Here is a 17,924-nt window from a genome sequence, read left to right on the forward strand (position 1 = left end):
TTGCCTGCCGCGGCACTAGAGGATCACGTGCGGGACGAAGCGGGCGTACTCGTCCGTGATCAGGCCCGAGGACTCGCGGATGCCGAGGCCCGCCGACTCCTCCGCCACGACCCAGGCCCCGAGGACGACGTGGTTGCCGTCGAAGGCGGGGAGCGGGGCGAGCTGCTGGTAGCAGCAGGGTTCGTCGGTGCGGACGACGGGGGCGGCGCCCTTCTCGTGGATCGTGACGCCGGCGCCCTCCCGGCCCAGCAGGGGCTTGGCCACGTAGCCGGTGGTGGCGGCCAGCTCGCGGGGGCCGTCGAGATGGGCGGGGAGGAGGTTCGGGTGGTCCGGGTACAGCTCCCACAGGACGGCGAGCAGGGCCTTGTTGCTCAGGAGCATCTTCCAGGCGGGCTCGATCCACATCGTGCTGCCGGTGCCGCCGCCGTTGTCGAGGGTGTCGAGGACATGGCCGGCGAAGCGGTCGGTGGTGAGCCACTCCCAGGGGTAGAGCTTGAAGCAGCTGCGGATGAAGCGGAGCCGGTGGTCGACGAAGCGGCCGGAGAGCCGGTCGAAGCCGATGTCCTCGACGGGGATGAACGCCGTGTCGAGGCCCGCCTGTTCGGCGGTCTCCTTCAGGTAGGCGACCGTCATCAGGTCCTCGCCGAGTTCGTCGGCGGTGGAGTGCGCGAAGTACAGCGGGCTGCCGGGCGGCAGGAGCGGGGCCTGTTTCCGCCAGGCCGCGACCAGGCGTTCGTGCAGGGAGTTCCACTGGTCGGCGCCGGGGAAGCGCTCCTCCATCCAGAACCACTGCGGGGAGGCCGCCTCCACGAGGGAGGTCGGGGTGTCGGCGTTGTACTCCAGGAGCTTCGCCGGGCCCGTGCCGTCGTAGCGCAGGTCGAAACGGCCGTAGACGGACGGGAGTTCGGCACGCCGGCGCCAGGCCTCGGTGACCGCGGCCGCGATCCGCGGGTCGGTGATGCCGAGGTCGGCGAGGCGGCCGGCGGTGACCAGGTGGTCCGCCGCCGCCAGGCACATCCGGTGCAGTTCCTCGACGGTCTCCTCCAGGGCCTCGACCTCGTCGAGGGTGAAGGCGTAGTACGCGCTCTCGTCCCAGTAGGGGCGCAGACCGCCGTCGGGGTGGCGGGTGAGCGGATAGACGAGGCCCTGCTCCTCGACCGTCCTCTGCCAGCCGGGGCGGGGCTCGATGGTGTGGCGCTGCATGGCGTACGGCCGCTCAGCCGCCGCTGCTGCCGCCGGAGCCGGAGCAGCCGAAGCCGCCCCGGTCGACGGCCTCGCTCTTGCTGAAGGTGCCGTAGTCCGCCCAGCCGCCGTCGACGTCCGCGTCGTAGTACCAGTCGGCGTCCGTCTTCGTGGCCGTTGCGGAACCGGTCCTCTTGCCCTGGCTCCTGCCGGTGGAGGTGGAGCCGGAGGTGGTGGACTTGCAGTTCTGGTCGGCGACGACCTTGTAGCCGTAGAGCGAGTCGTAGCTGTCGCGGTCGACGCAGCGGCGGTCCGGGTCGGAGCCGCAGGAGGTGAGGGCGGCGGCGACCACCCCCATACCGCCGAGTACGACCGTGCTGGACCGCAGGCGCCTGCGTGATTCCGCCATGTCCCCGTCTCCCCGTCGCTGTCTTTGCCCCGCCCCTACGGCGATTTCCGGCCGCCAGCCTAAAGATCGGTGAGAGCGGGTGCACACCGGCCCCCCGTCGGACGCCGCTCGCCTACAGTCCGATCGTGCTGTGGGGAATGGTGTGCGCGCTCGGCGCGGCGGTCTGCTTCGGTACGGCGACGGTGTTGCAGGCGATGGCCGCGCGCGCCGCGTCCGGTGGGGGCGGCGGTGAGGCGGCGCTGCTGCTGCGGGCGCTGCGGCAGTGGCGGTACATGGCGGGGCTGGGGCTGGACGGGCTGGGCTTCGTCCTCCAGGTCGCCGCGCTCCGCTCGATCCCGATCTACGCGGTGGCGGCGGCGCTGGCGTCGAGCCTCGCGGTGACGGCGGTGGTGGCGGCCCGGCTGCTGCGGGTGCGGCTGAGCCGGGGCGAGTGGGGTGCGGTGGCCGTGGTGTGCGCCGGGCTCGCCATGCTGGGGCTCGCCTCGGGCACGGAGGGCGGGGAGAGCGGGCCGGCGGCGCTGGCGTGGGTCATGCTCGGCACGGCGGTGGGGGTGCTGCTGCTGGGAGTGTCCGCGGGGCGGCTGCCGGAGCGGGGGCGGGCGCTGGTGCTGGGCGTGGGGGCCGGGTTCGGGTTCGGGGTCGTCGAGGTGTCGGTGCGGCTGATCGACTCGCTGTCCCCCGCGGACCTCGTCACCGATCCGGCGGTGTACGCGCTGCTGGCGGGCGGTGGCGCCGCGTTCCTGTCGCTCACCTCCGCCCTCCAGCGGGGCTCCCCGACGACGGCGACCGCCGGGATGGTGATCGGGGAGACGATCGGCCCCGCGCTGGTGGGGGTGGTGTGGCTGGGCGACCGCACCCGGGAGGGGCTGGCGTGGCTCGCCGTGCTGGGGTTCCTGGTCGCGGTGGCGGGGACCCTGGCGCTGGCCCGCTTCGGCGAAGCCCCGGAGGAGGCCCAGGCCCAGGAGGTTCCCAGGTGGTAGCCATGGGACCGAACGACGCCGAGATCGTGCGGGACATCACCGACGGCACCGCGATCCCCGCGGTGGGCCCGTCGGTGCTCAAGGCGCGCCGGGCGCCTCCTCCACCCGCGACCGCACGCCCGGCCTCAGAGGGGGATGCCAACCCAGGCGGGTTGGGGTTCACGGGCGCTCGAACGGCCGGCGGCCGCTGTCACCCCTGCGGCACCGGCTGTTCGCCGGGGGCGGGGGATCCCGCCCTGTCCTGCCGCGACGCTGATGCTCGCGTTCTCGTCGGCGTTGCAGCTGAAGCCGCTGGATGGGGAGGGGGCGGCGGTCCGCCCATCGCCTCGGTGATGCCGTCCCACAGGCGGGACCTGGCCTGAAGGGCGACGGTGACGGTCTCCACGGCCTCCTGCCAGCGGGTGTCGTCGGTGCCGCAGAGGTCGCTGACCATCTGGAGGGCCATGGGGGTGTGCTCCTCGCCGTCGACCTCGATGTGGCGGGCGAGGTAGTCGCGGAAGAGGGGGAAGCGGTCCGTGCCCTCCTCCCTGACGACCTGGTCGAACATGTCGGGGATCAGGTCCTCGCGGGAGAAGGCGAAGACGGCGGCCCGGCAGTGCAGCGGGCGGTGGGCGATGATGTCGAAGGTCGTCGTGACGAACTCCGCCGCCGCGGCGGGCACCCGGGCGACGCGCAGGGCCGCCGGCAGGTCGTGCCCCTCGCCGATGAGGCCGAGGAAGGTGTCGACGCGGGTGGTGTCGGCCCCGGCCTCGGTCATGGCGGCCCGGTACAGCTCGTAGTGGCTGGTGAAGCCGCCGTTCAGCTCGTCGCTCTCCTCGACCAGCACGATGTCGTTGATGAGCCGGCGGGCCACCGCCGAGCCGCGCGGCACCCAGGGCACGTCGACGCAGGTCAGCTCGCGCTGGAGCGACTTGAGCAGGGACATGAAGTCCCACACCGCGAAGACGTGGTGGGCCATGAACGTCCTGAGGTGTTCCTGCCCGGATATCCGCTGGTAAATAGGGTGGACCGTTACTTCTTTCCGGGCGGATTCCAGCACGGAACGAGCCCGTTCGATTCCCTCTTGTCCCCCGGCGGTCAGTTTCCAGTCGTACCTGGACATGAAGATCTCCTTCGATCTCGGACCGCGATCGTCCAACCATCCGAGCGACGACGGCAAGCACTTTCTTGAATTCGGCGGAAGTTACTCGCGGTATCGCCCGACAGATGACATCAAGGGGTCTGAAACACCGTCAAAGAGCCGTGATTCGGACAGTCACAGGTCCCCCACAAAAAAATCATTGAATCTTTGAACGCGAGGGATCCGGGGTGCGTACTGCACCCCGTGAGCAGTAATCCCGTCACCGTGACCGTGGCCTATCACGTGGTGCCGGGCCGTGAGGCCGACTTCCATACCTGGGGGTGGGCCATGCTGGGCGCGAGCGCCCGGCAGCCGGGTTTCCTCGGGGGTGGCGTCCTTGTCGATCAGGAGGCGGAGTGGCATGTCGTCTATCGCTTCGCCACCGAGGAAACGGCTCTGGCCTGGGAGGTCTCACCCGACCGGGTCCAGTGGGACGTCCGCACCCAAGGCATCGCCGAACGGGCGGGCCGCCGGAGCGTGCAGGGGTCGAAGCAGTGGTTCGACACCCAGGGCCCCCCGCCTCCACCGCCGGCCCCACCTGCTCCGCCGGCCCCGCCGGCGAAATGGAAACTGTGGTTCGTGAATATGAGTGCGGTGTTCCCGCCGGTGCTTCTGTTCAATCTGATCGTGCTGCCCTATCTCGGCGGCCTCAATCCGTTCATTCGCACGCTCTTGCTCTGCCTGTGTGTGACGGCTCTCGTCACCTGGATTCTCATGCCGCGCCTTCAGCGTTTCTTCAAGAAATGGCTGTACCCACCGCTCCAGGCGCTGCGTGGGCGGCACAAACGACGGACCGTATAGGTTCGTGAACGACGAAGGAGGTGGGCGGGTGAAGACCCTGCTCATCGACAATTACGACTCGTACACGTACAACCTGTTCCAGCTGATCGCCGAGGTCAACGGCGAGGAGCCGGTGGTGATCCACAATGACGCCGGCGGTGCCGACGGGATCGACGTATTAGACGTTCTCGGCGGTTTCGACAACGTCGTGGTCTCGCCCGGTCCGGGGCATCCGGGAACAGCCCGTGACTTCGGCATCAGCGCCCGGGTGATCGCCGAGGCGACCGTGCCCGTGCTCGGCGTCTGCCTCGGTCACCAGGGCATCGCGCTCGGGGAGCAGGGCCGGGTGGCGCCCGCCCCGCAGCCCCGGCACGGGCATCTGACCCAGGTGCGGCACGACGGCCGGGACCTGTTCCAGGGGCTGCCCCAGCACTTCACCGCGGTCCGCTACCACTCCCTCGCCGTGCCCGAGCCGCTGCCCGACACCCTGGAGGCCACCGCCTGGGCCGAGGACGGCGTCCTCATGGGCATCCGGCACCGCGAACGGCCGCTGTGGGGCGTGCAGTTCCACCCGGAGTCGGTGCTCACCGAGTACGGCCACCGCATGCTGGTGAACTTCCGCAACCTCACCGCCGTGCGGGCCCGCCGCCCCCGCACCAAGAACACCGCCGTCCCCCCGGCCACGATCGCCGGGCCGGCCATCCCCCGTCCCCGGCAGGGCAACCTCCCCGCCTACCGGCTGCACACCCGCCGGATCGCCGGAGCGGTCGACACCGAGGCCGTCTTCACCCGGCTGTTCGCCGGATCGGCGCGGTCGTTCTGGCTGGACAGCTCCCGCGTCGAGCAGGGCCTTTCGCGCTTCTCCTTCCTCGGCGACGACAGCGGTCCGCTCGCCGAGTTCGTCCGGTACGACGTCGAGGCCGGCCGGTGCGAGATCGAGCGGGCCGGACGCCCCCCGCGCAAGGTCACCGCCAGCGTCTTCGACTACCTCAAGCGGCAGGTGGCCAACCGCCGGGTCGACGCCACCGGACTCCCCTTCGACTTCACCGGCGGATACGTCGGCTACTTCGGCTACGAGACCAAGGCCGACTGCGGCTCCCCCAACCGCCATCGCGCCGAGACCCCGGACGCGGCCTGGCTGTTCGCCGACCGGCTGATCGCGGTGGACCACGAGGAGGACTTCACCTACGCGGTCTGCCTCGCCGAGGACACCCCGCAGGCCGCCCGCGAGGCCGCCGACTGGCTGGAGCACACGGTCGCCCAGCTCACCTTCGTCGCCCCCGACGGCCACCGGCCGCCGCCACCCGCCCCGGCCGAGCCCGACCTCGGCGCCGCCGAACCCTGGCTGACGCGCGACCGGACGACGTACCTCTCCGACATCGAGGCCTGCCGGCGGGAGCTGCGGGCCGGCACCAGCTACGAGATCTGTCTCACCGACGCGGCCCGGCTGCCCGCCCCGCCCGAGGCGTACGCCTTCTACCGGGAGCTGCGGCGCGTCAACCCGGCGCCGTACGCGGCCTTCCTGCGGTTCGGCGACCTCGACGTGGCCGGCGCCTCGCCGGAGCGGTTCCTGCGCATCACCCGGGACGGCGTCGCCGAGACCAAGCCGATCAAGGGCACCGCGCCGCGCGGCGCCGATCCGCTGGCCGACGCCCGGCTCCGGGACGCGCTGGCGGCGGACGCCAAGACCCGCGCGGAGAACCTGATGATCGTCGACCTGCTCCGCAACGACCTGGGCCGGGTCTGCCGGACCGGGACGGTACGGGTGCCCCGGCTGATGGCCGTCGAGACGTACGCGACCGTGCACCAGCTCGTCTCCACCGTCGAGGGCCGGCTGCGCGAGGGCACGGACGCCGTCGACTGCGTCCGCGCCTGCTTCCCCGGCGGCTCGATGACCGGCGCGCCGAAGCTGCGCACGATGGAGATCATCGACGGCCTCGAGACCGAGGCGCGGGGCGTGTACTCCGGCGCCCTCGGCTACCTGGGGTGCAGCGGCGGCGCCGACCTCAACATCGTCATCCGCACCGCCGTGCTCGCCGACGGCCGGATGCACCTGGGAGCGGGCGGCGCGATCGTCCTCGACTCCGACCCGGTCGCCGAGTACGACGAGATGCTGCTGAAGACGGCCGCCCAGATGCGGGCGTACAGGGGCGCCGCACAGCTGACCGCCTCGGACGCCCTGGAAGAGGGCGCCCGATGACCACTCCCCGGCTCGGCCCGGCCCCCCGCCCGGCGGCATCCGCAGACACCGCCGCCCCGCGCCGAACACCGACCGGCACCGCCCCGGCCACGGCCGTCGGCGCCGCGCCGCGCGTGGGCGCCGACACCACGCGGCCCGGCCCGGTCGGCACCGCGCCGCCGGAAGCCGTCACCGCCGCACCCGCCGAGCCCGCCGCGCCCCGGCTCTCCGAAGCCGCCGGCACCGCGTCGTCCCTCGCCGCCGGCCTCGCCGCCGGCCCAGCCACCGACCTCGACGCCAACCTCACCGTCCGGCTCGTCCGGCTCGTCGAGCGGGAGGGGTGGGGCGGGCGGGCCGCGTTTCATCAGGGGCACCGGACCTGGACCCACGGCGAGGTGCACGGCCTCGGGGCGCGGGCGGCCGGGGTGCTCGCCGCGGAGGGCGTGCGGCCCGGGGACCGGGTGCTGCTCGCGCTGCCCGACTCGATCGCCTGGGTGGCGGCCTTCCTCGGCGTCGCCCGGCTCGGCGCGGTGGCCGTCCTGGTCAACCCCGAACTCCCCGCCGCCGACCACGCGTTCATGGCCACGGACACCGGTGCGGTGCTGTGCGTGACGGGGCCGGGGCTGGAGGACGACCGGTTCGCCGGGCGGGCCTGCCTCGGCGCCGACCAGCTGCTCGCGCTCGCCGCCACGGCGGAGCCCGCCGACGCCCGGCCCGTCGGTCCCGGCAGTCCCCTCTATCTCCAGTACACGTCCGGCACGACCGGCCGGCCCAAGGGGGTCGTGCACACGCACGCCGACCCGGTGGCCTACCACGAACTCATCGGCCGGCCGCTGCTGGGCATCACGCCGGACGACGTCACCCTGTCGGTCTCGAAGCTGTTCTTCGCCTACGGCTTCGGCAACGCGTTCGTCTTCCCCCTGTTCTCCGGCTCCTCGGCCGTCCTGGTGGACCGCCGCCCCGGCCCGGCCGCCGTGGACGAGCTGGTCGCCCGCCACCGGGTGACACTGCTCTACTCCGTGCCGTCCGCGTACGCGGCGCTGGTCGCCGACCGGGGCAGCGGCCACGAGGCCTGCTTCGCCTCCGTACGGGCCGCCGTGTCGGCCGGCGAGGGCATGCCGGACGGGCTCGGCGGGCGCGTCGCCGAACTGCTCGGCGCGCCGGTCCTGGAGCAGATCGGCTCCACCGAGGCCGGACACGCCTTCTGCGCCAACAGCCTCGGCCACCACCACCCGGGCACCGTCGGCCGTCCCGTGCCCGGCTTCGAGGTGGAACTGCGCGACAAGGCCGGACGCCCGGTGCCGGACGGCGCGGAGGGCGAACTGTGGGTCCACGGGCCGACGGTCACCCCCGGCTATCTCAACCGGCCCGAGGAGAGCGCCCGCACGCTCGTCGACGGCTGGCTCAACACGCACGACCGGGCGCGCCGCGAACCGGACGGGACGTACACCCACCTGGGCCGCGCCGACGACATGGAGATGGTCGGCGGCATCACCGTCTCCCCGCTGGAGGTGGAGGCCGTGCTGCGCACCCATCCGGCGGTGAAGGAGGTCGCGGTCGCGGCCGTCACCGACGCGAGCGGGGCGGGCAGGCTGCGCGCCTTCGTCGTACCGGCGAGGACCCCGGCGCCCCAGGGCCTCCAGGAGGACCTGCTGCGGCTGGCCCGGGAACGGCTCGCCGCCTTCAAGGTCCCCCGCAGCGTCAGCCTCGTCCCCTCCCTCCCCCGCACCCCCACCGGCAAGCTCCGCCGCCATCTGGTCCGTCAGGGGGCCTGGTGACCGTGCCGACCACCGCAGAGAGGAACCGTCACATGTCTCAGCAGCCCGTTCTCGCCGACCGCGGGTTCTACCTGGGCCCGATGCTGCGCCGGGCGGCCGAGCGGCACGGCGCCGTGTTCGTCACCCTGGACCGCCCGCTGGACACCCACCCCGACCTCGGCACGGCCCTCAGCTACCCGATCCTGGCCGAGGTGGTGGAGGAGTTGTCGGGCCGGCTGTGGGCGGCGGGCGTGCGGCCCTCCGAACAGGTCGTCGTCCACAAGACGGACAACGTCGACATCGTGCTGCTGACCTGTGCGGTGTCCCGGATCGGCGCGGTGCCGGTGCTGCTGTCGCCGGGGCTGACGGGTGACGTGGTGGGCAAGCTGCTCGCCCGTCTCCAGCGGCCGTGGCTGCTCACCGACGGGGCGAAGCTGGACGGCCCGCTGCAGGGCCAGGACCTCGACGCCCTGGTCCGGCGCACACTGACCGTGGCCGACGCGCCCGGCGCGGAGTCGCTCCAGAAGTACGCGGGCGCGCCGACCCCCCGGCCGGTGCGTCTGCACCCGCGGGAGCCCGCGCTCATCACCCACAGCTCGGGCACCACCGGCGTGCCCAAGCTCGCCGTGCACTGCGCGAACACCATGTGGAACCGGCTCGTGCCGCAGAAGGCGATGGGCTGGCCCACCCGGGGCGAGGTGGCGGCGCTGCACATGTCGTTCGTGCACTCGCGCTTCTACCATCTGCTCGGCGTCCTGCTGCACTTCGGCAGCCCGTTGCTGCTGATCACCGACCCGGACCCGGCGTCCGTGGGCCCGCTGCTGGTCCGCCACCGCCCCGGGATCGTCGAGACGCACCCCAACACGTTCGTGCTGTGGGAGGAGCTGGCCGACGCGCCGGGCGCCCCGCTGTCGCGGGTGAAGTCGTACGGCTCGACGTTCGACGCGATCCATCCGCGCACGGTACGGCGGCTCCTCGACGCCTCGAAGCGCCGTTCGCCCTGGCTGATCCAGCTCTACGGGCAGAGCGAGAGCGGCCCGGTGGCGTTCCAGTGGTTCACCCGGCGTTCGGTGGCCCGCGCGGACGGCCGCCGGGTCGGCACCGGCATCCCCGGCTTCACCCGGGTCCGGGTGACCGGCCCGGACGGCGAGCGGCTGCGGCCCGGCACGCCCGGCCGGATCGAGGCCCGCACCCGGGGCCGCATCCTCACCTATCTGGGCATGCAGGAGCAGTACGACCGTCAGCTCAGCGACGGCTGGTGGCAGATGGGCGACATGGGCTACCGCAGCCGGCTGGGCGCGCTGTACCTGATGGACCGCGAAGTCGACCAGATCGACGCCGTGCACAGCAATCTCGAGGTCGAGGACACTCTGATGGACCGCCTGGAGGAGCTGCGTGAGGTGGTCATCGTGCCGGGCGCGGACCGTGAGCCGGTGCCGGTGGTGTGCGTTCGCGGGGAACGGCCGCTCGACCCGGAGCGCTGGCGGGAGGCCACGGCCGATCTGCCGAAGATGGCCGAGCCGAGGCAGTGGCGGTTCGAGGAACTGCCGATGACGGCCACCTGGAAGGTGAAGCGGCTGGAGATCACCCGCATCCTGGCCGAGGCGCGCCAGACGGTGCGTGCGTGACCGCGCTGGAGCCGGTGGTCGTGGTGGGCGCGGGTCCGGTCGGCCTCTCGGCCGCGCTGGGCCTGCGCGCGCGCGGGCTGCCCGTCACCGTGCTGGAGGCGGACCCCGAGGACCGCGAACGGCCGGGCAGCCGGGCCCTGTTCGTGCACCGGGAGACCCTGCGGCTGCTCGACGGGATGTCCCCGGGCCTGGCCGCCGAGATCACGGGGTACGGCCGTACCTGGCACACCCGGCGCACCCTGTACCGGGGGCGCGAGGTGTACTCCCGCACCTTCCCGCCCCCGTCCGGGCCGCCCCCGTTCACCAGCCTGCGCCAGGTGGACACCGAGCGCTTCCTGCGCGGGGCGTGCGCGCGGGCGGGCGTGGAGTTCGTCTGGGGGGCGCGGGTCACCGGCGTCCGCACCTGTGACGAGGGGGTGACGCTGACCGGCGAGGACGGGCGCGCGTGGAACGCCGGGTACGCCGTCGCCGCCGACGGGGCGCGCTCGGCGGTCCGGCGTGAGCTGGGCATCGCGATGGAGGGCACCCGGGGCGAGGGCTTCCACGTGGTGGTCGACGTCGCGGACGTGCCGGGCGCCGAGCTGCCGCTGGAGCGGGTCTTCCACTACGAGCATCCGGGGGTCGGCGGCCGCAGTGTGATGCGGGTGCCCTTCACCGGCGGCTTCCAGGTGGACCTCCAGTGCTTCGACGACGACCGGGAGGAGGCGTACGGCACGGAGGACGCCGTTCGCCGCTGGCTCCCCTCGGTCGTGGGCGACGGGTACGACGGGCGGATCCTGTGGGTGTCGACGTACCGCTTCCTGCGCAAGGTCGCGGCCTCCTTCACCGACCCGCACCGGCGGGTGCTGCTGGCCGGGGAGGCGGCGCATCTGTTCCCGCCGTTCGGGGCACGCGGTATGAACAGCGGGATCGCCGACGCGGCGGCCGCGGCGGAGGCGATCGCCGCCGGGACCGCCGAGGCCGTGGACGGCTTCGCGGACGTACGGCGGGCCGCCGGGCTGTTCAACAGCGAGGCGGCCGGGATCGCGCTCGGCCATCTGCGTCCGCACCGGCGGATCGTACGGCTGCGGCAGCGCGCGGCGGCGGCGCTCGCGCCCGTGCTGCCCTCGTGCGGATCATGGCTGGAGCACGCCCCGTACGGTCCCCGGCACGGGGCGCCCGCAGTGGCGGGCGGCAAGTACTGAGGAGGACGGGATGAGCGCGCCAGGACTGCTGAGCTGGTCGCCCGGCGGCGGGCTGACACCGGTCCCGGCGGCCGAGGGCCCGCTGCTCGCCGCGGACTCGTGGCTGGTACGGGACGGCCGGGTACGCGCGTACGACCGTCACCGGGAGCGTTTCCTCGGGGCCTGCGGGGAGTGCGGCGGGCCGGGGCCGCGCCGGCTGATGGAGTTCTGGCAGGACGTGACCGCCGCGCTGCCGCGCACCGGCACATGGTTCCCCCGGGTGGAACTCACGGCCGGGTCCCTGGAGTTGCGGCTGCGGCTGCGGCACGCCCCGCCGCTGGGCACGGAGATCCGGCTGTGGGCCGTGGGCCGGCCGGACCCGCGCACCGCGCCCCGGCGCAAGGGTCCCGACCTCGACGTACTGGCCGAGGTGCGGGCGCGGGCGACCGGGGCCGGCGCCCAGGAGGCGGTGCTGGTCGGGCCGTCCGGGGCGGTACTGGAATCGCCGACGGCCGGGGTGCTGTGGTGGGAGGACGACACCCTGTGCCTGCCCCCGTCCCGGCTGCCGCTGCTGGCCTCGGTGACGACCGCGCTGATTCTGGAGCGGGCCGTGCGCGAGGGCATCCGCGTCGACCGGCGGGAGCGGACGGTGGCCGAGCTGGACGGCCGCGAGGTGTGGACCGTGAACGCCCTGCACGGACTCCGCCCGGTGACGGGCTGGGTGGGGGCGGATATCGGGGCCGGTCCCGCGCCGCGCGCGGCGGAATGGCGGGAATGGCTGGAGGGGCTGGCGGAGCCGCTACCGGGCGAATGAATTCAGAAAAACATCGGGCATCGACGCGAGAAGCCGATGCCCGAATTCCGTGTGCCTTTTTCGGTCATTACTTCTTCGCGGGCTGATAAGCCCCCGGGACCATCCGCGTGGCGATCGCGATGCGGTTGTACGCATTGATGACGGTGGCCGCCCAGATCAGCGCCGCGATCTGCGCCTCGTCGAAGACCGCGGCCGCCTCGGCGTAGACGTCCTCCGGCACGTGCCCGTCGGCGACGAAGGTCACGGCCTCGGTCAACGCCAGTGCGGCGCGCTCCCGTTCGGTGAAGAAGGGGGTCTCCCGCCAGGCGCTCAGGGCGTAGATCCGCTGCTCGGTCTCGTCGGCGGCACGGGCGTCCTTGGTGTGCATGTCGAGGCAGAAGGCGCAGCCGTTGAGCTGTGAGGCGCGGATCCTGAGCAGTTCCAGGATTTCCGGCTCGACTTTCGCGTCCTGTGCCGCGGCGACGGCGGCGGCATGCAGGGAACCCATCGCCGAGGAGACGTCGGGAGTGATTTTCTTCAGGGCCACACGGGATATCTGGTCACGGTTGCTCATGGGGTCGACTATATCCGCGAATTCGCATTCCGGAGCCGCTTTGCGAAGGGCGATGGCCGGCGCCCTGCTGCTCACCGCGGGCCTGGTCGAACAACGGCCGCTGACCCCCGGCACGCCGACGGGCCCCGCTCCGAGAACCGGAACGGGGCCCGTGGCCGTCACAGAACCGCTCAGATGAGGCCGAGGCCGCGAACCGCCTCGCGCTCCTCCTCCAGCTCCTTCACCGACGCGTCGATGCGCGCACGGGAGAACTCGTTGATGTCCAGGCCCTGGACGATCTCGTACACGCCGTCCTTGGTGGTGACCGGGAAGGAGGAGATCAGGCCCTCCGGGACGCCGTAGGAGCCGTCGGACGGGATGCCCATGGAGGTCCAGTCGCCCTCGGCGGTGCCGTTGACCCAGGTGTACACGTGGTCGATCGCGGCGTTGGCGGCGGAGGCGGCCGAGGAGGCGCCACGGGCCTCGATGATGGCCGCACCGCGCTTGGCGACGGTCGGGATGAAGTCCTCGGCGAGCCACTTCTCGTCGCTGACGACCTCGGCGGCGTTCTTGCCGGCGACCGTGGCGTGGAAGATGTCCGGGTACTGGGTGGCGGAGTGGTTGCCCCAGATGGTCAGCCGCTTGATGTCGGCGACCGTCGAGCCCGTCTTCTTCGCGAGCTGGGTCAGCGCGCGGTTGTGGTCGAGGCGGGTCATCGCGGTGAAGCGCTCGGCCGGTACGTCCGGGGCGGCGGCCTGGGCGATCAGGGCGTTGGTGTTGGCCGGGTTGCCGACGACGAGGACCTTGATGTCGTCCGCGGCGTGGTCGTTGATGGCCTTGCCCTGCGGCTTGAAGATGCCGCCGTTGGCGGAGAGCAGGTCACCGCGCTCCATGCCCGCGGTGCGGGGGCGGGCACCGACGAGAAGGGCGACGTTGGCACCGTCGAACGCGACGTTCGGGTCGTCGGTGATGTCGATGCCCTGAAGCAGCGGGAAGGCGCAGTCGTCGAGCTCCATGGCGGTGCCCTCGGCGGCCTTGAGCGCGGGGGTGATCTCCAGGAGGCGCAGCTTGACCGGCACGTCCGCGCCGAGCAGCTGGCCGGAGGCGATGCGGAAGAGCAGGGCGTAACCGATCTGGCCGGCCGCGCCGGTGACGGTGACGTTCACGGGAGTGCGGGTCATGGCGTTCTCCGTATGACAGCTGTCGGTGGGGCGTCCCTGCCCCGGATGGGACGTACAAATGATCGATCTCTTGGTATCAAGAGATCCATCCAGCGGTCAGGCTATCGCGCATCCGGGATCCCGGACCGCCGGGGCGGTGTGGCCCGGCCCACAGACCCGCCCGCGGCACGGGAAAAGGCGGCCGCCGGTCCGGGAGAGGTGGAACCGGGCGGCCGCCGGTGGGGGTACCGGGTCGCGCCGGACTCCCGTGGGGGTACCGTTCGCGTGCCCAGGGTGGAGGCGGGTATTCCTGTGCGGGAACTTTTTCCCGGCGGAGTCTCCCTACGGCGTGCACCCCTGCGCACCCGAGGCCAGCACCGCGCAGGCCTTCGCCCGGTCGGGGCCGCGTACGGCGATCATCGGGGTGTACGCGATCGTCTCACCGGTGCCGGTGATGGTCCCGGTCTCCTGGTGCGAGCCGACGATCACCCGGACCACGTCCCCCGGCACCGCCCGGATGATCCGGCCCCAGGCCGCCCCGCACGTCTCGCTGTAGCGGACCTCGACCACGGCCGGCCCGACCACCGCGCTGCTCGCCGTGGTCACCAGGTCACCGCTGCACCCCATCCGCTCGGCGTCCTCGCCGGTGCAGCCGGCGCCCGCGCACCGGACCCCCGGAGGCAGGGCCGTGCTCGTCGGGGCCGACGGCGAGGGCGAGCCGGAGGCGCCCGCCGTCCGCCCCGGGACCACGGCGTCGGTCAGCAGGAACGCGCCCACGGCGAGGACCAGCACGCCCACCACCGCGGCGAGGTACAGCGCCGGCCGCCGCCCACGGGCCCCCCGCCGCGCTCCCCCGGCGGAGCGGGCCGGCCCGAACTCCCCCGGCACGGCCCGGGCCCGGACGATCCGCGAGTCGTCCACGGTGCGTTCCTGCCGCAGCTGCGAACGGCTCCAGGCCTGTTCGGCCGGCTCCCGGACCGTCATGAGGTCGGCCGACGAGGTGCCGGTGACCTCGGCCAGGGCGACGACCGCTCCCTTGGGGGCGAGCAGCCGGCCGTCGAGGTACTTCTCCCAGGAGGTCCTGCTGTACCCGGTCCGGTCCGCGACCGCCCCGAGGCTCAGCCCGGCACGGTCCACCACCCGGCGCAGCAGCTCGGCGAACTCCCTCACCTGTGGATCGAGTTCGTCCGGCAGGTCCCGCCAACGAGCCATGGAGCCCCCTCCCTCCGCCCGGTCCCGCTTCGGCCACGTTAGCCCCGATGTCCAGACGATTCGGGACACAAACCCGAACGGCCGACGTATCGGCACGAGGGCCGCACGGAACGGTCCTCAGCCGAAGGCCATGGCTCCGCCGACCACGGTCAGCAGCAGGGCGAGCAGCAGCAGGACCGCGAGGAGGAGGAGCCGTCCGGCGGGGCGGGCCGGCTCGGGTTCGTCCAGCCGTTCCCACCAGGGGACGGTGGGGTCGTCCTCGTACGCCTCGCCGGGGTTCGCCGGGGCCGGGCGCGGCCAGGCCTCCACGGCCAGTTCCCAGCGCACGACGTGCCGTTCGGCGTCCGCGCCGGTCAGCCCGGCGACCTGGCACAGCGCGGCGACGGCCTGCCGGGGCGGTGGCTGGACGGCGTTGAGATAGCGCTGCCAGGAGGACTTGCTGTACGCGGTGCGGGCACCGAGCGAGGCGAGGCTCAGGCCGGTGCCGTCCTTGAGCTGCCGCAACAGCTCCACGAAGTGCCGTACCTCCGGCGGCAGCCCGTCCGGCAGCGGCTGCCAGGCACCCATCCCGCCCACCTCCTCGTCGATCCCATGGACGGGACGACACCGGACACCCGCCCGGTTCCCGCCCCCGACGGCCGGGCGCGGCCGAGCCACGGAACGGTCACCTCCGTGCCACAGCCCACGGCACCCTGTTGAACAGCCACTTCACGCTGGGGCAGCGTGGAACCGAACGACGGCCCGTCCTTCTCGGGGGAGAGGACGGGCCGCGTGAGCCTCCGGGACGACCGGGGCTGCCACCGGTCGGCCGCTACCCGTCAGCTGCTGACGGTGAAGTGCAGTGTGTCCTTCAAGAAGGGGATCTGGAGCCAGGGATCCGGCTGAGCCATCAACGCCAGCAGCACGATCACCGCCCCCAGCACCCCGTACGTGGCGATGTCGGTGAACCGCGACCGCACCGCCAGCATCCCCACCCCCGGCAGCAGCCACCGCAGCACCGCCCCGGTCAGCAGCCCGACGCCGATCACGATCGTGCCCGCCCGGAACTGGTCGAGCGCGGTCACCAGCAGCCCGACGGCGACCAGGGCCAGTACGGCGATGATCGGCCACTGCCGTGCGGCCAGCGCATCGCCGGCCGCGGCCCGCCCCGCGCCCTCGGGGCGCGCGGTGTCCTTGGTGAACAGCGGGAAGCGCCGGGTGTGCCGACGCGCCACGCCGTCCGCGTCCGGCGCGCTGACGGGGTCCCGCACCTCGATGTCCTCGGCCTCGCCGGGGGTGTCCTCAGCCGGCACTGCGCTCCGCCGCCTCGACCACGTTGACGAGCAGCTGGGCACGGGTCATCGGGCCGACGCCGCCGGGGTTGGGCGAGATCCAGGCGGCGACCTCGCGGACGTCGGGGTGGACGTCGCCCTTGATCTTGCCCTCGGCATCGCGCGAGACACCGACGTCGAGGACGGCCGCGCCCGGCTTGATGTCCTCGGCGCGGATCAGATGGGCGCTGCCGGCGGCGGCGACGACGATGTCCGCGCGCTTGAGGTGCGCGGAGAGGTCGCGGGTGCCGGTGTGGCACTGGGTCACGGTCGCGTTCTCGCTGCGGCGGGTGAGCAGCAGCGGCATCGGGCGGCCGATGGTGACACCGCGGCCGACGACCACGACCTCGGCGCCCTTGATCTCGACGCCGTAGCGGCGCAGCAGGGTGAGCACGCCGTTCGGGGTGCAGGGCAGCGGGGCGGGCTCGTTCAGGACGAGCCGGCCGAGGTTCATGGGGTGCAGGCCGTCGGCGTCCTTGGCCGGGTCCATCAGCTCCAGGATGCGGTTCTCGTCGATGCCCCTGGGCAGCGGCAGCTGGACGATGTAACCGGTGCAGGCGGGGTCGTCGTTGAGTTCGCGGACGACCGCCTCGATCTCCTCCTGCGTGGCCGTGGCGGGCAGTTCGCGCTGGATGGAGGCGATACCGACCTCTGCGCAGTCGCGGTGCTTGCCGGCGACGTACTTCTGGCTGCCGGGGTCGTCCCCGACGAGGATCGTGCCGAGGCCGGGCGTCACGCCCTTCTCCTTCAGCGCCGCCACACGGGCGGCCAGCTCTGACTTGATCTCGGCCGCGGTGGCCTTGCCATCGAGAATCTGGGCGGTCATGACCCCATCCTCGCGGATGACGGGCTCCCGGTTCCAATCCGGCCCCGGAACGCCACGGGGCAGGGAGCCGGACGGGGAACTGGACAAGAAACCGGCCATTGCAGAACGATTGAGGTCACAGTGCCGCGGGCAGTACCGGGGGGACGCACCGCATCTCTGATCTTCCTCCGCAGTGCGCCGCCCGCCGTCCCCTGCACTCGACGACCGACGGAGGAAGAAGCGCCATGAGTTTCGGCGACCCGAACAACCCCTACGGCCCGCCCCAGCAGCCGCAGCCCGGCCAGCCGCCGCAGCAGCCAGGCTACCCGTCCTACCCCACCGCTCCCCAGCCCGGTTACGGCTACCCGACCGCTCCCCAGCCCGGCCAGGGCTACCCGACCGCTCCCCAGCCCGGCCAGGGCTACCCGCAGGCGCCGCCGGTGCCGCAGGGCTACGGCTACCCCATGCAGATGCCGATGCAGATGCCGGGGATCGTCATGACCGCCCGGGTGCTGCTGTTCATCCTGGCCGGCTTCCAGTTCCTGGCCGCCGTGATCTTCGGCATCCTCGTCGCGGTGGCGGGCAGTTCGGACGCCGACACGGGCATGGTGGCCGGGGTGGTCGCCGCGGTCGCGCTGCTGATGCTGGCGCTCGGCAGCCTGTCGGTCTTCCTGGGCGTGAAGATGCGCAACGGCCGCGGCGGCATCCGCATCGGCACGATGATCTACGCGTCGCTGATGATCCTGGGCAGCCTCGTCAACATCGGGCAGGGCGTCTCGGAGACGGCCGCCGCGGGCGCCCTCGGCGGCATCATCTCGCTCGCCTTCGGCATCACGATCCTGGTGGGCATGATCAAGGGCGGCGACTGGTTCAACCGTCCGCGGTACTGAGTC

General features: G+C 72.8%; 17 protein-coding genes. 8 read left to right on the forward strand and 9 right to left on the reverse strand.

Annotation, left to right across the window (positions count from 1 at the left end):
* Positions 1-15 precede the first annotated feature (15 nt).
* Positions 16-1,203: a glutathionylspermidine synthase family protein gene (locus AQJ64_RS14660; RefSeq protein ID WP_055638750.1), complete on the reverse strand. Its 1,188-nt coding sequence runs from the start codon at positions 1,201-1,203 to the stop codon at positions 16-18.
* Positions 1,204-1,216: 13 nt separating this feature from the next.
* Entirely contained in the window at positions 1,217-1,591 is a 375-nt protein-coding gene (locus AQJ64_RS14665; RefSeq protein WP_059202681.1) for a hypothetical protein, read from the reverse strand.
* Between the two features lie 137 nt (positions 1,592-1,728).
* Here AQJ64_RS14665 and AQJ64_RS14670 point away from each other — a divergent pair, with 137 nt between their 5' ends.
* Positions 1,729-2,571 carry a DMT family transporter gene (locus AQJ64_RS14670; RefSeq protein WP_059202682.1) on the forward strand — a complete coding sequence of 281 codons (843 nt, stop codon included), beginning with the start codon at positions 1,729-1,731 and terminating at the stop codon, positions 2,569-2,571.
* Between the two features lie 190 nt (positions 2,572-2,761).
* On the opposite strand, the gene AQJ64_RS14675 is transcribed toward AQJ64_RS14670, so the two are convergent.
* Positions 2,762-3,673 (reverse strand): DUF3050 domain-containing protein, encoded by a 912-nt coding sequence (locus AQJ64_RS14675; protein ID WP_079061659.1) that lies wholly within the window; start codon positions 3,671-3,673, stop codon positions 2,762-2,764.
* Positions 3,674-3,895: 222 nt separating this feature from the next.
* Between AQJ64_RS14675 and AQJ64_RS14680 the strand changes: the two genes are divergently transcribed.
* Genes AQJ64_RS14680 through AQJ64_RS14705 form a run of 6 tightly spaced genes read left to right on the forward strand, consistent with a single transcriptional unit; the run spans position 3,896 to position 12,012 of the window.
* On the forward strand, positions 3,896-4,492 hold the full coding sequence (locus AQJ64_RS14680) for a putative antibiotic biosynthesis monooxygenase (protein ID WP_055638699.1): 597 nt from the start codon (positions 3,896-3,898) through the stop codon (positions 4,490-4,492).
* Between the two features lie 28 nt (positions 4,493-4,520).
* The gene (pabB, locus tag AQJ64_RS14685; protein WP_059202683.1) at positions 4,521-6,671 is read left to right on the forward strand and encodes an aminodeoxychorismate synthase component I; all 2,151 of its coding nucleotides are present in this window, start codon (positions 4,521-4,523) and stop codon (positions 6,669-6,671) included.
* Positions 6,668-8,428: a benzoate-CoA ligase family protein gene (locus AQJ64_RS14690; RefSeq protein WP_244902652.1), complete on the forward strand. Its 1,761-nt coding sequence runs from the start codon at positions 6,668-6,670 to the stop codon at positions 8,426-8,428. Before pabB ends, AQJ64_RS14690 begins: the two co-directional genes overlap by 4 nt.
* Positions 8,429-8,460: 32 nt before the next feature.
* Complete coding sequence (locus tag AQJ64_RS14695) at positions 8,461-10,035, forward strand: class I adenylate-forming enzyme family protein (RefSeq protein WP_055639079.1); 1,575 nt, start codon at positions 8,461-8,463, stop codon at positions 10,033-10,035.
* A gap of 5 nt (positions 10,036-10,040) precedes the next feature.
* Positions 10,041-11,219: an FAD-dependent oxidoreductase gene (locus AQJ64_RS14700; protein WP_055639080.1), complete on the forward strand. Its 1,179-nt coding sequence runs from the start codon at positions 10,041-10,043 to the stop codon at positions 11,217-11,219.
* A gap of 10 nt (positions 11,220-11,229) precedes the next feature.
* Positions 11,230-12,012 carry an aminotransferase class IV gene (locus tag AQJ64_RS14705; protein ID WP_059202684.1) on the forward strand — a complete coding sequence of 261 codons (783 nt, stop codon included), beginning with the start codon at positions 11,230-11,232 and terminating at the stop codon, positions 12,010-12,012.
* Between the two features lie 67 nt (positions 12,013-12,079).
* On the opposite strand, the gene AQJ64_RS14710 is transcribed toward AQJ64_RS14705, so the two are convergent.
* From AQJ64_RS14710 to AQJ64_RS14735, 6 genes are all read right to left on the reverse strand, one after another.
* Complete coding sequence (locus tag AQJ64_RS14710; protein WP_055634907.1) at positions 12,080-12,565, reverse strand: carboxymuconolactone decarboxylase family protein; 486 nt, start codon at positions 12,563-12,565, stop codon at positions 12,080-12,082.
* 170 nt (positions 12,566-12,735) lie between these two features.
* A complete protein-coding gene (locus tag AQJ64_RS14715) occupies positions 12,736-13,725 on the reverse strand; it encodes a malate dehydrogenase (protein ID WP_055634908.1) in 990 nt (329 codons plus the stop codon).
* A 321-nt stretch (positions 13,726-14,046) separates the two neighbouring features.
* Complete coding sequence (locus tag AQJ64_RS14720; RefSeq protein WP_055634909.1) at positions 14,047-14,916, reverse strand: helix-turn-helix domain-containing protein; 870 nt, start codon at positions 14,914-14,916, stop codon at positions 14,047-14,049.
* A 117-nt stretch (positions 14,917-15,033) separates the two neighbouring features.
* Complete coding sequence (locus AQJ64_RS14725) at positions 15,034-15,483, reverse strand: helix-turn-helix domain-containing protein (protein ID WP_055634910.1); 450 nt, start codon at positions 15,481-15,483, stop codon at positions 15,034-15,036.
* A 251-nt stretch (positions 15,484-15,734) separates the two neighbouring features.
* Entirely contained in the window at positions 15,735-16,208 is a 474-nt protein-coding gene (locus tag AQJ64_RS14730) for a DUF3017 domain-containing protein (protein WP_055634911.1), read from the reverse strand.
* Complete coding sequence (locus tag AQJ64_RS14735; RefSeq protein ID WP_055634912.1) at positions 16,198-17,052, reverse strand: bifunctional methylenetetrahydrofolate dehydrogenase/methenyltetrahydrofolate cyclohydrolase; 855 nt, start codon at positions 17,050-17,052, stop codon at positions 16,198-16,200. The genes AQJ64_RS14730 and AQJ64_RS14735 overlap by 11 nt, the downstream gene beginning before the upstream one ends.
* Positions 17,053-17,276: 224 nt before the next feature.
* Between AQJ64_RS14735 and AQJ64_RS14740 the strand changes: the two genes are divergently transcribed.
* Positions 17,277-17,921 carry a YML083C domain-containing protein gene (locus tag AQJ64_RS14740; RefSeq protein WP_055634913.1) on the forward strand — a complete coding sequence of 215 codons (645 nt, stop codon included), beginning with the start codon at positions 17,277-17,279 and terminating at the stop codon, positions 17,919-17,921.
* Positions 17,922-17,924: the final 3 nt, after the last annotated feature.

The sequence above is a fragment of the Streptomyces griseoruber genome, assembly GCF_001514205.1.
GTDB classification, from domain to species: Bacteria; Actinomycetota; Actinomycetes; order Streptomycetales; family Streptomycetaceae; genus Streptomyces; species Streptomyces griseoruber.

Excerpts from the sequence above, each read along its gene's own strand:
- AQJ64_RS14705 (WP_059202684.1), top strand. The coding sequence starts at position 11,230 with ATGAGCGCGCCAGGACTGCTGAGCTGGTCGCCCGGCGGCGGGCTGACA.
- AQJ64_RS14675 (WP_079061659.1), bottom strand. The coding sequence starts at position 3,673 with ATGTCCAGGTACGACTGGAAACTGACCGCCGGGGGACAAGAGGGAATC.
- AQJ64_RS14735 (WP_055634912.1), bottom strand. The coding sequence starts at position 17,052 with ATGACCGCCCAGATTCTCGATGGCAAGGCCACCGCGGCCGAGATCAAG.
- AQJ64_RS14665 (WP_059202681.1), bottom strand. The coding sequence starts at position 1,591 with ATGGCGGAATCACGCAGGCGCCTGCGGTCCAGCACGGTCGTACTCGGC.
- AQJ64_RS14715 (WP_055634908.1), bottom strand. The coding sequence starts at position 13,725 with ATGACCCGCACTCCCGTGAACGTCACCGTCACCGGCGCGGCCGGCCAG.
- AQJ64_RS14710 (WP_055634907.1), bottom strand. The coding sequence starts at position 12,565 with ATGAGCAACCGTGACCAGATATCCCGTGTGGCCCTGAAGAAAATCACT.
- AQJ64_RS14695 (WP_055639079.1), top strand. The coding sequence starts at position 8,461 with ATGTCTCAGCAGCCCGTTCTCGCCGACCGCGGGTTCTACCTGGGCCCG.
- AQJ64_RS14740 (WP_055634913.1), top strand. The coding sequence starts at position 17,277 with ATGAGTTTCGGCGACCCGAACAACCCCTACGGCCCGCCCCAGCAGCCG.
- AQJ64_RS14720 (WP_055634909.1), bottom strand. The coding sequence starts at position 14,916 with ATGGCTCGTTGGCGGGACCTGCCGGACGAACTCGATCCACAGGTGAGG.
- AQJ64_RS14670 (WP_059202682.1), top strand. The coding sequence starts at position 1,729 with ATGGTGTGCGCGCTCGGCGCGGCGGTCTGCTTCGGTACGGCGACGGTG.
- AQJ64_RS14725 (WP_055634910.1), bottom strand. The coding sequence starts at position 15,483 with ATGGGTGCCTGGCAGCCGCTGCCGGACGGGCTGCCGCCGGAGGTACGG.
- AQJ64_RS14690 (WP_244902652.1), top strand. The coding sequence starts at position 6,668 with ATGACCACTCCCCGGCTCGGCCCGGCCCCCCGCCCGGCGGCATCCGCA.
- AQJ64_RS14660 (WP_055638750.1), bottom strand. The coding sequence starts at position 1,203 with ATGCAGCGCCACACCATCGAGCCCCGCCCCGGCTGGCAGAGGACGGTC.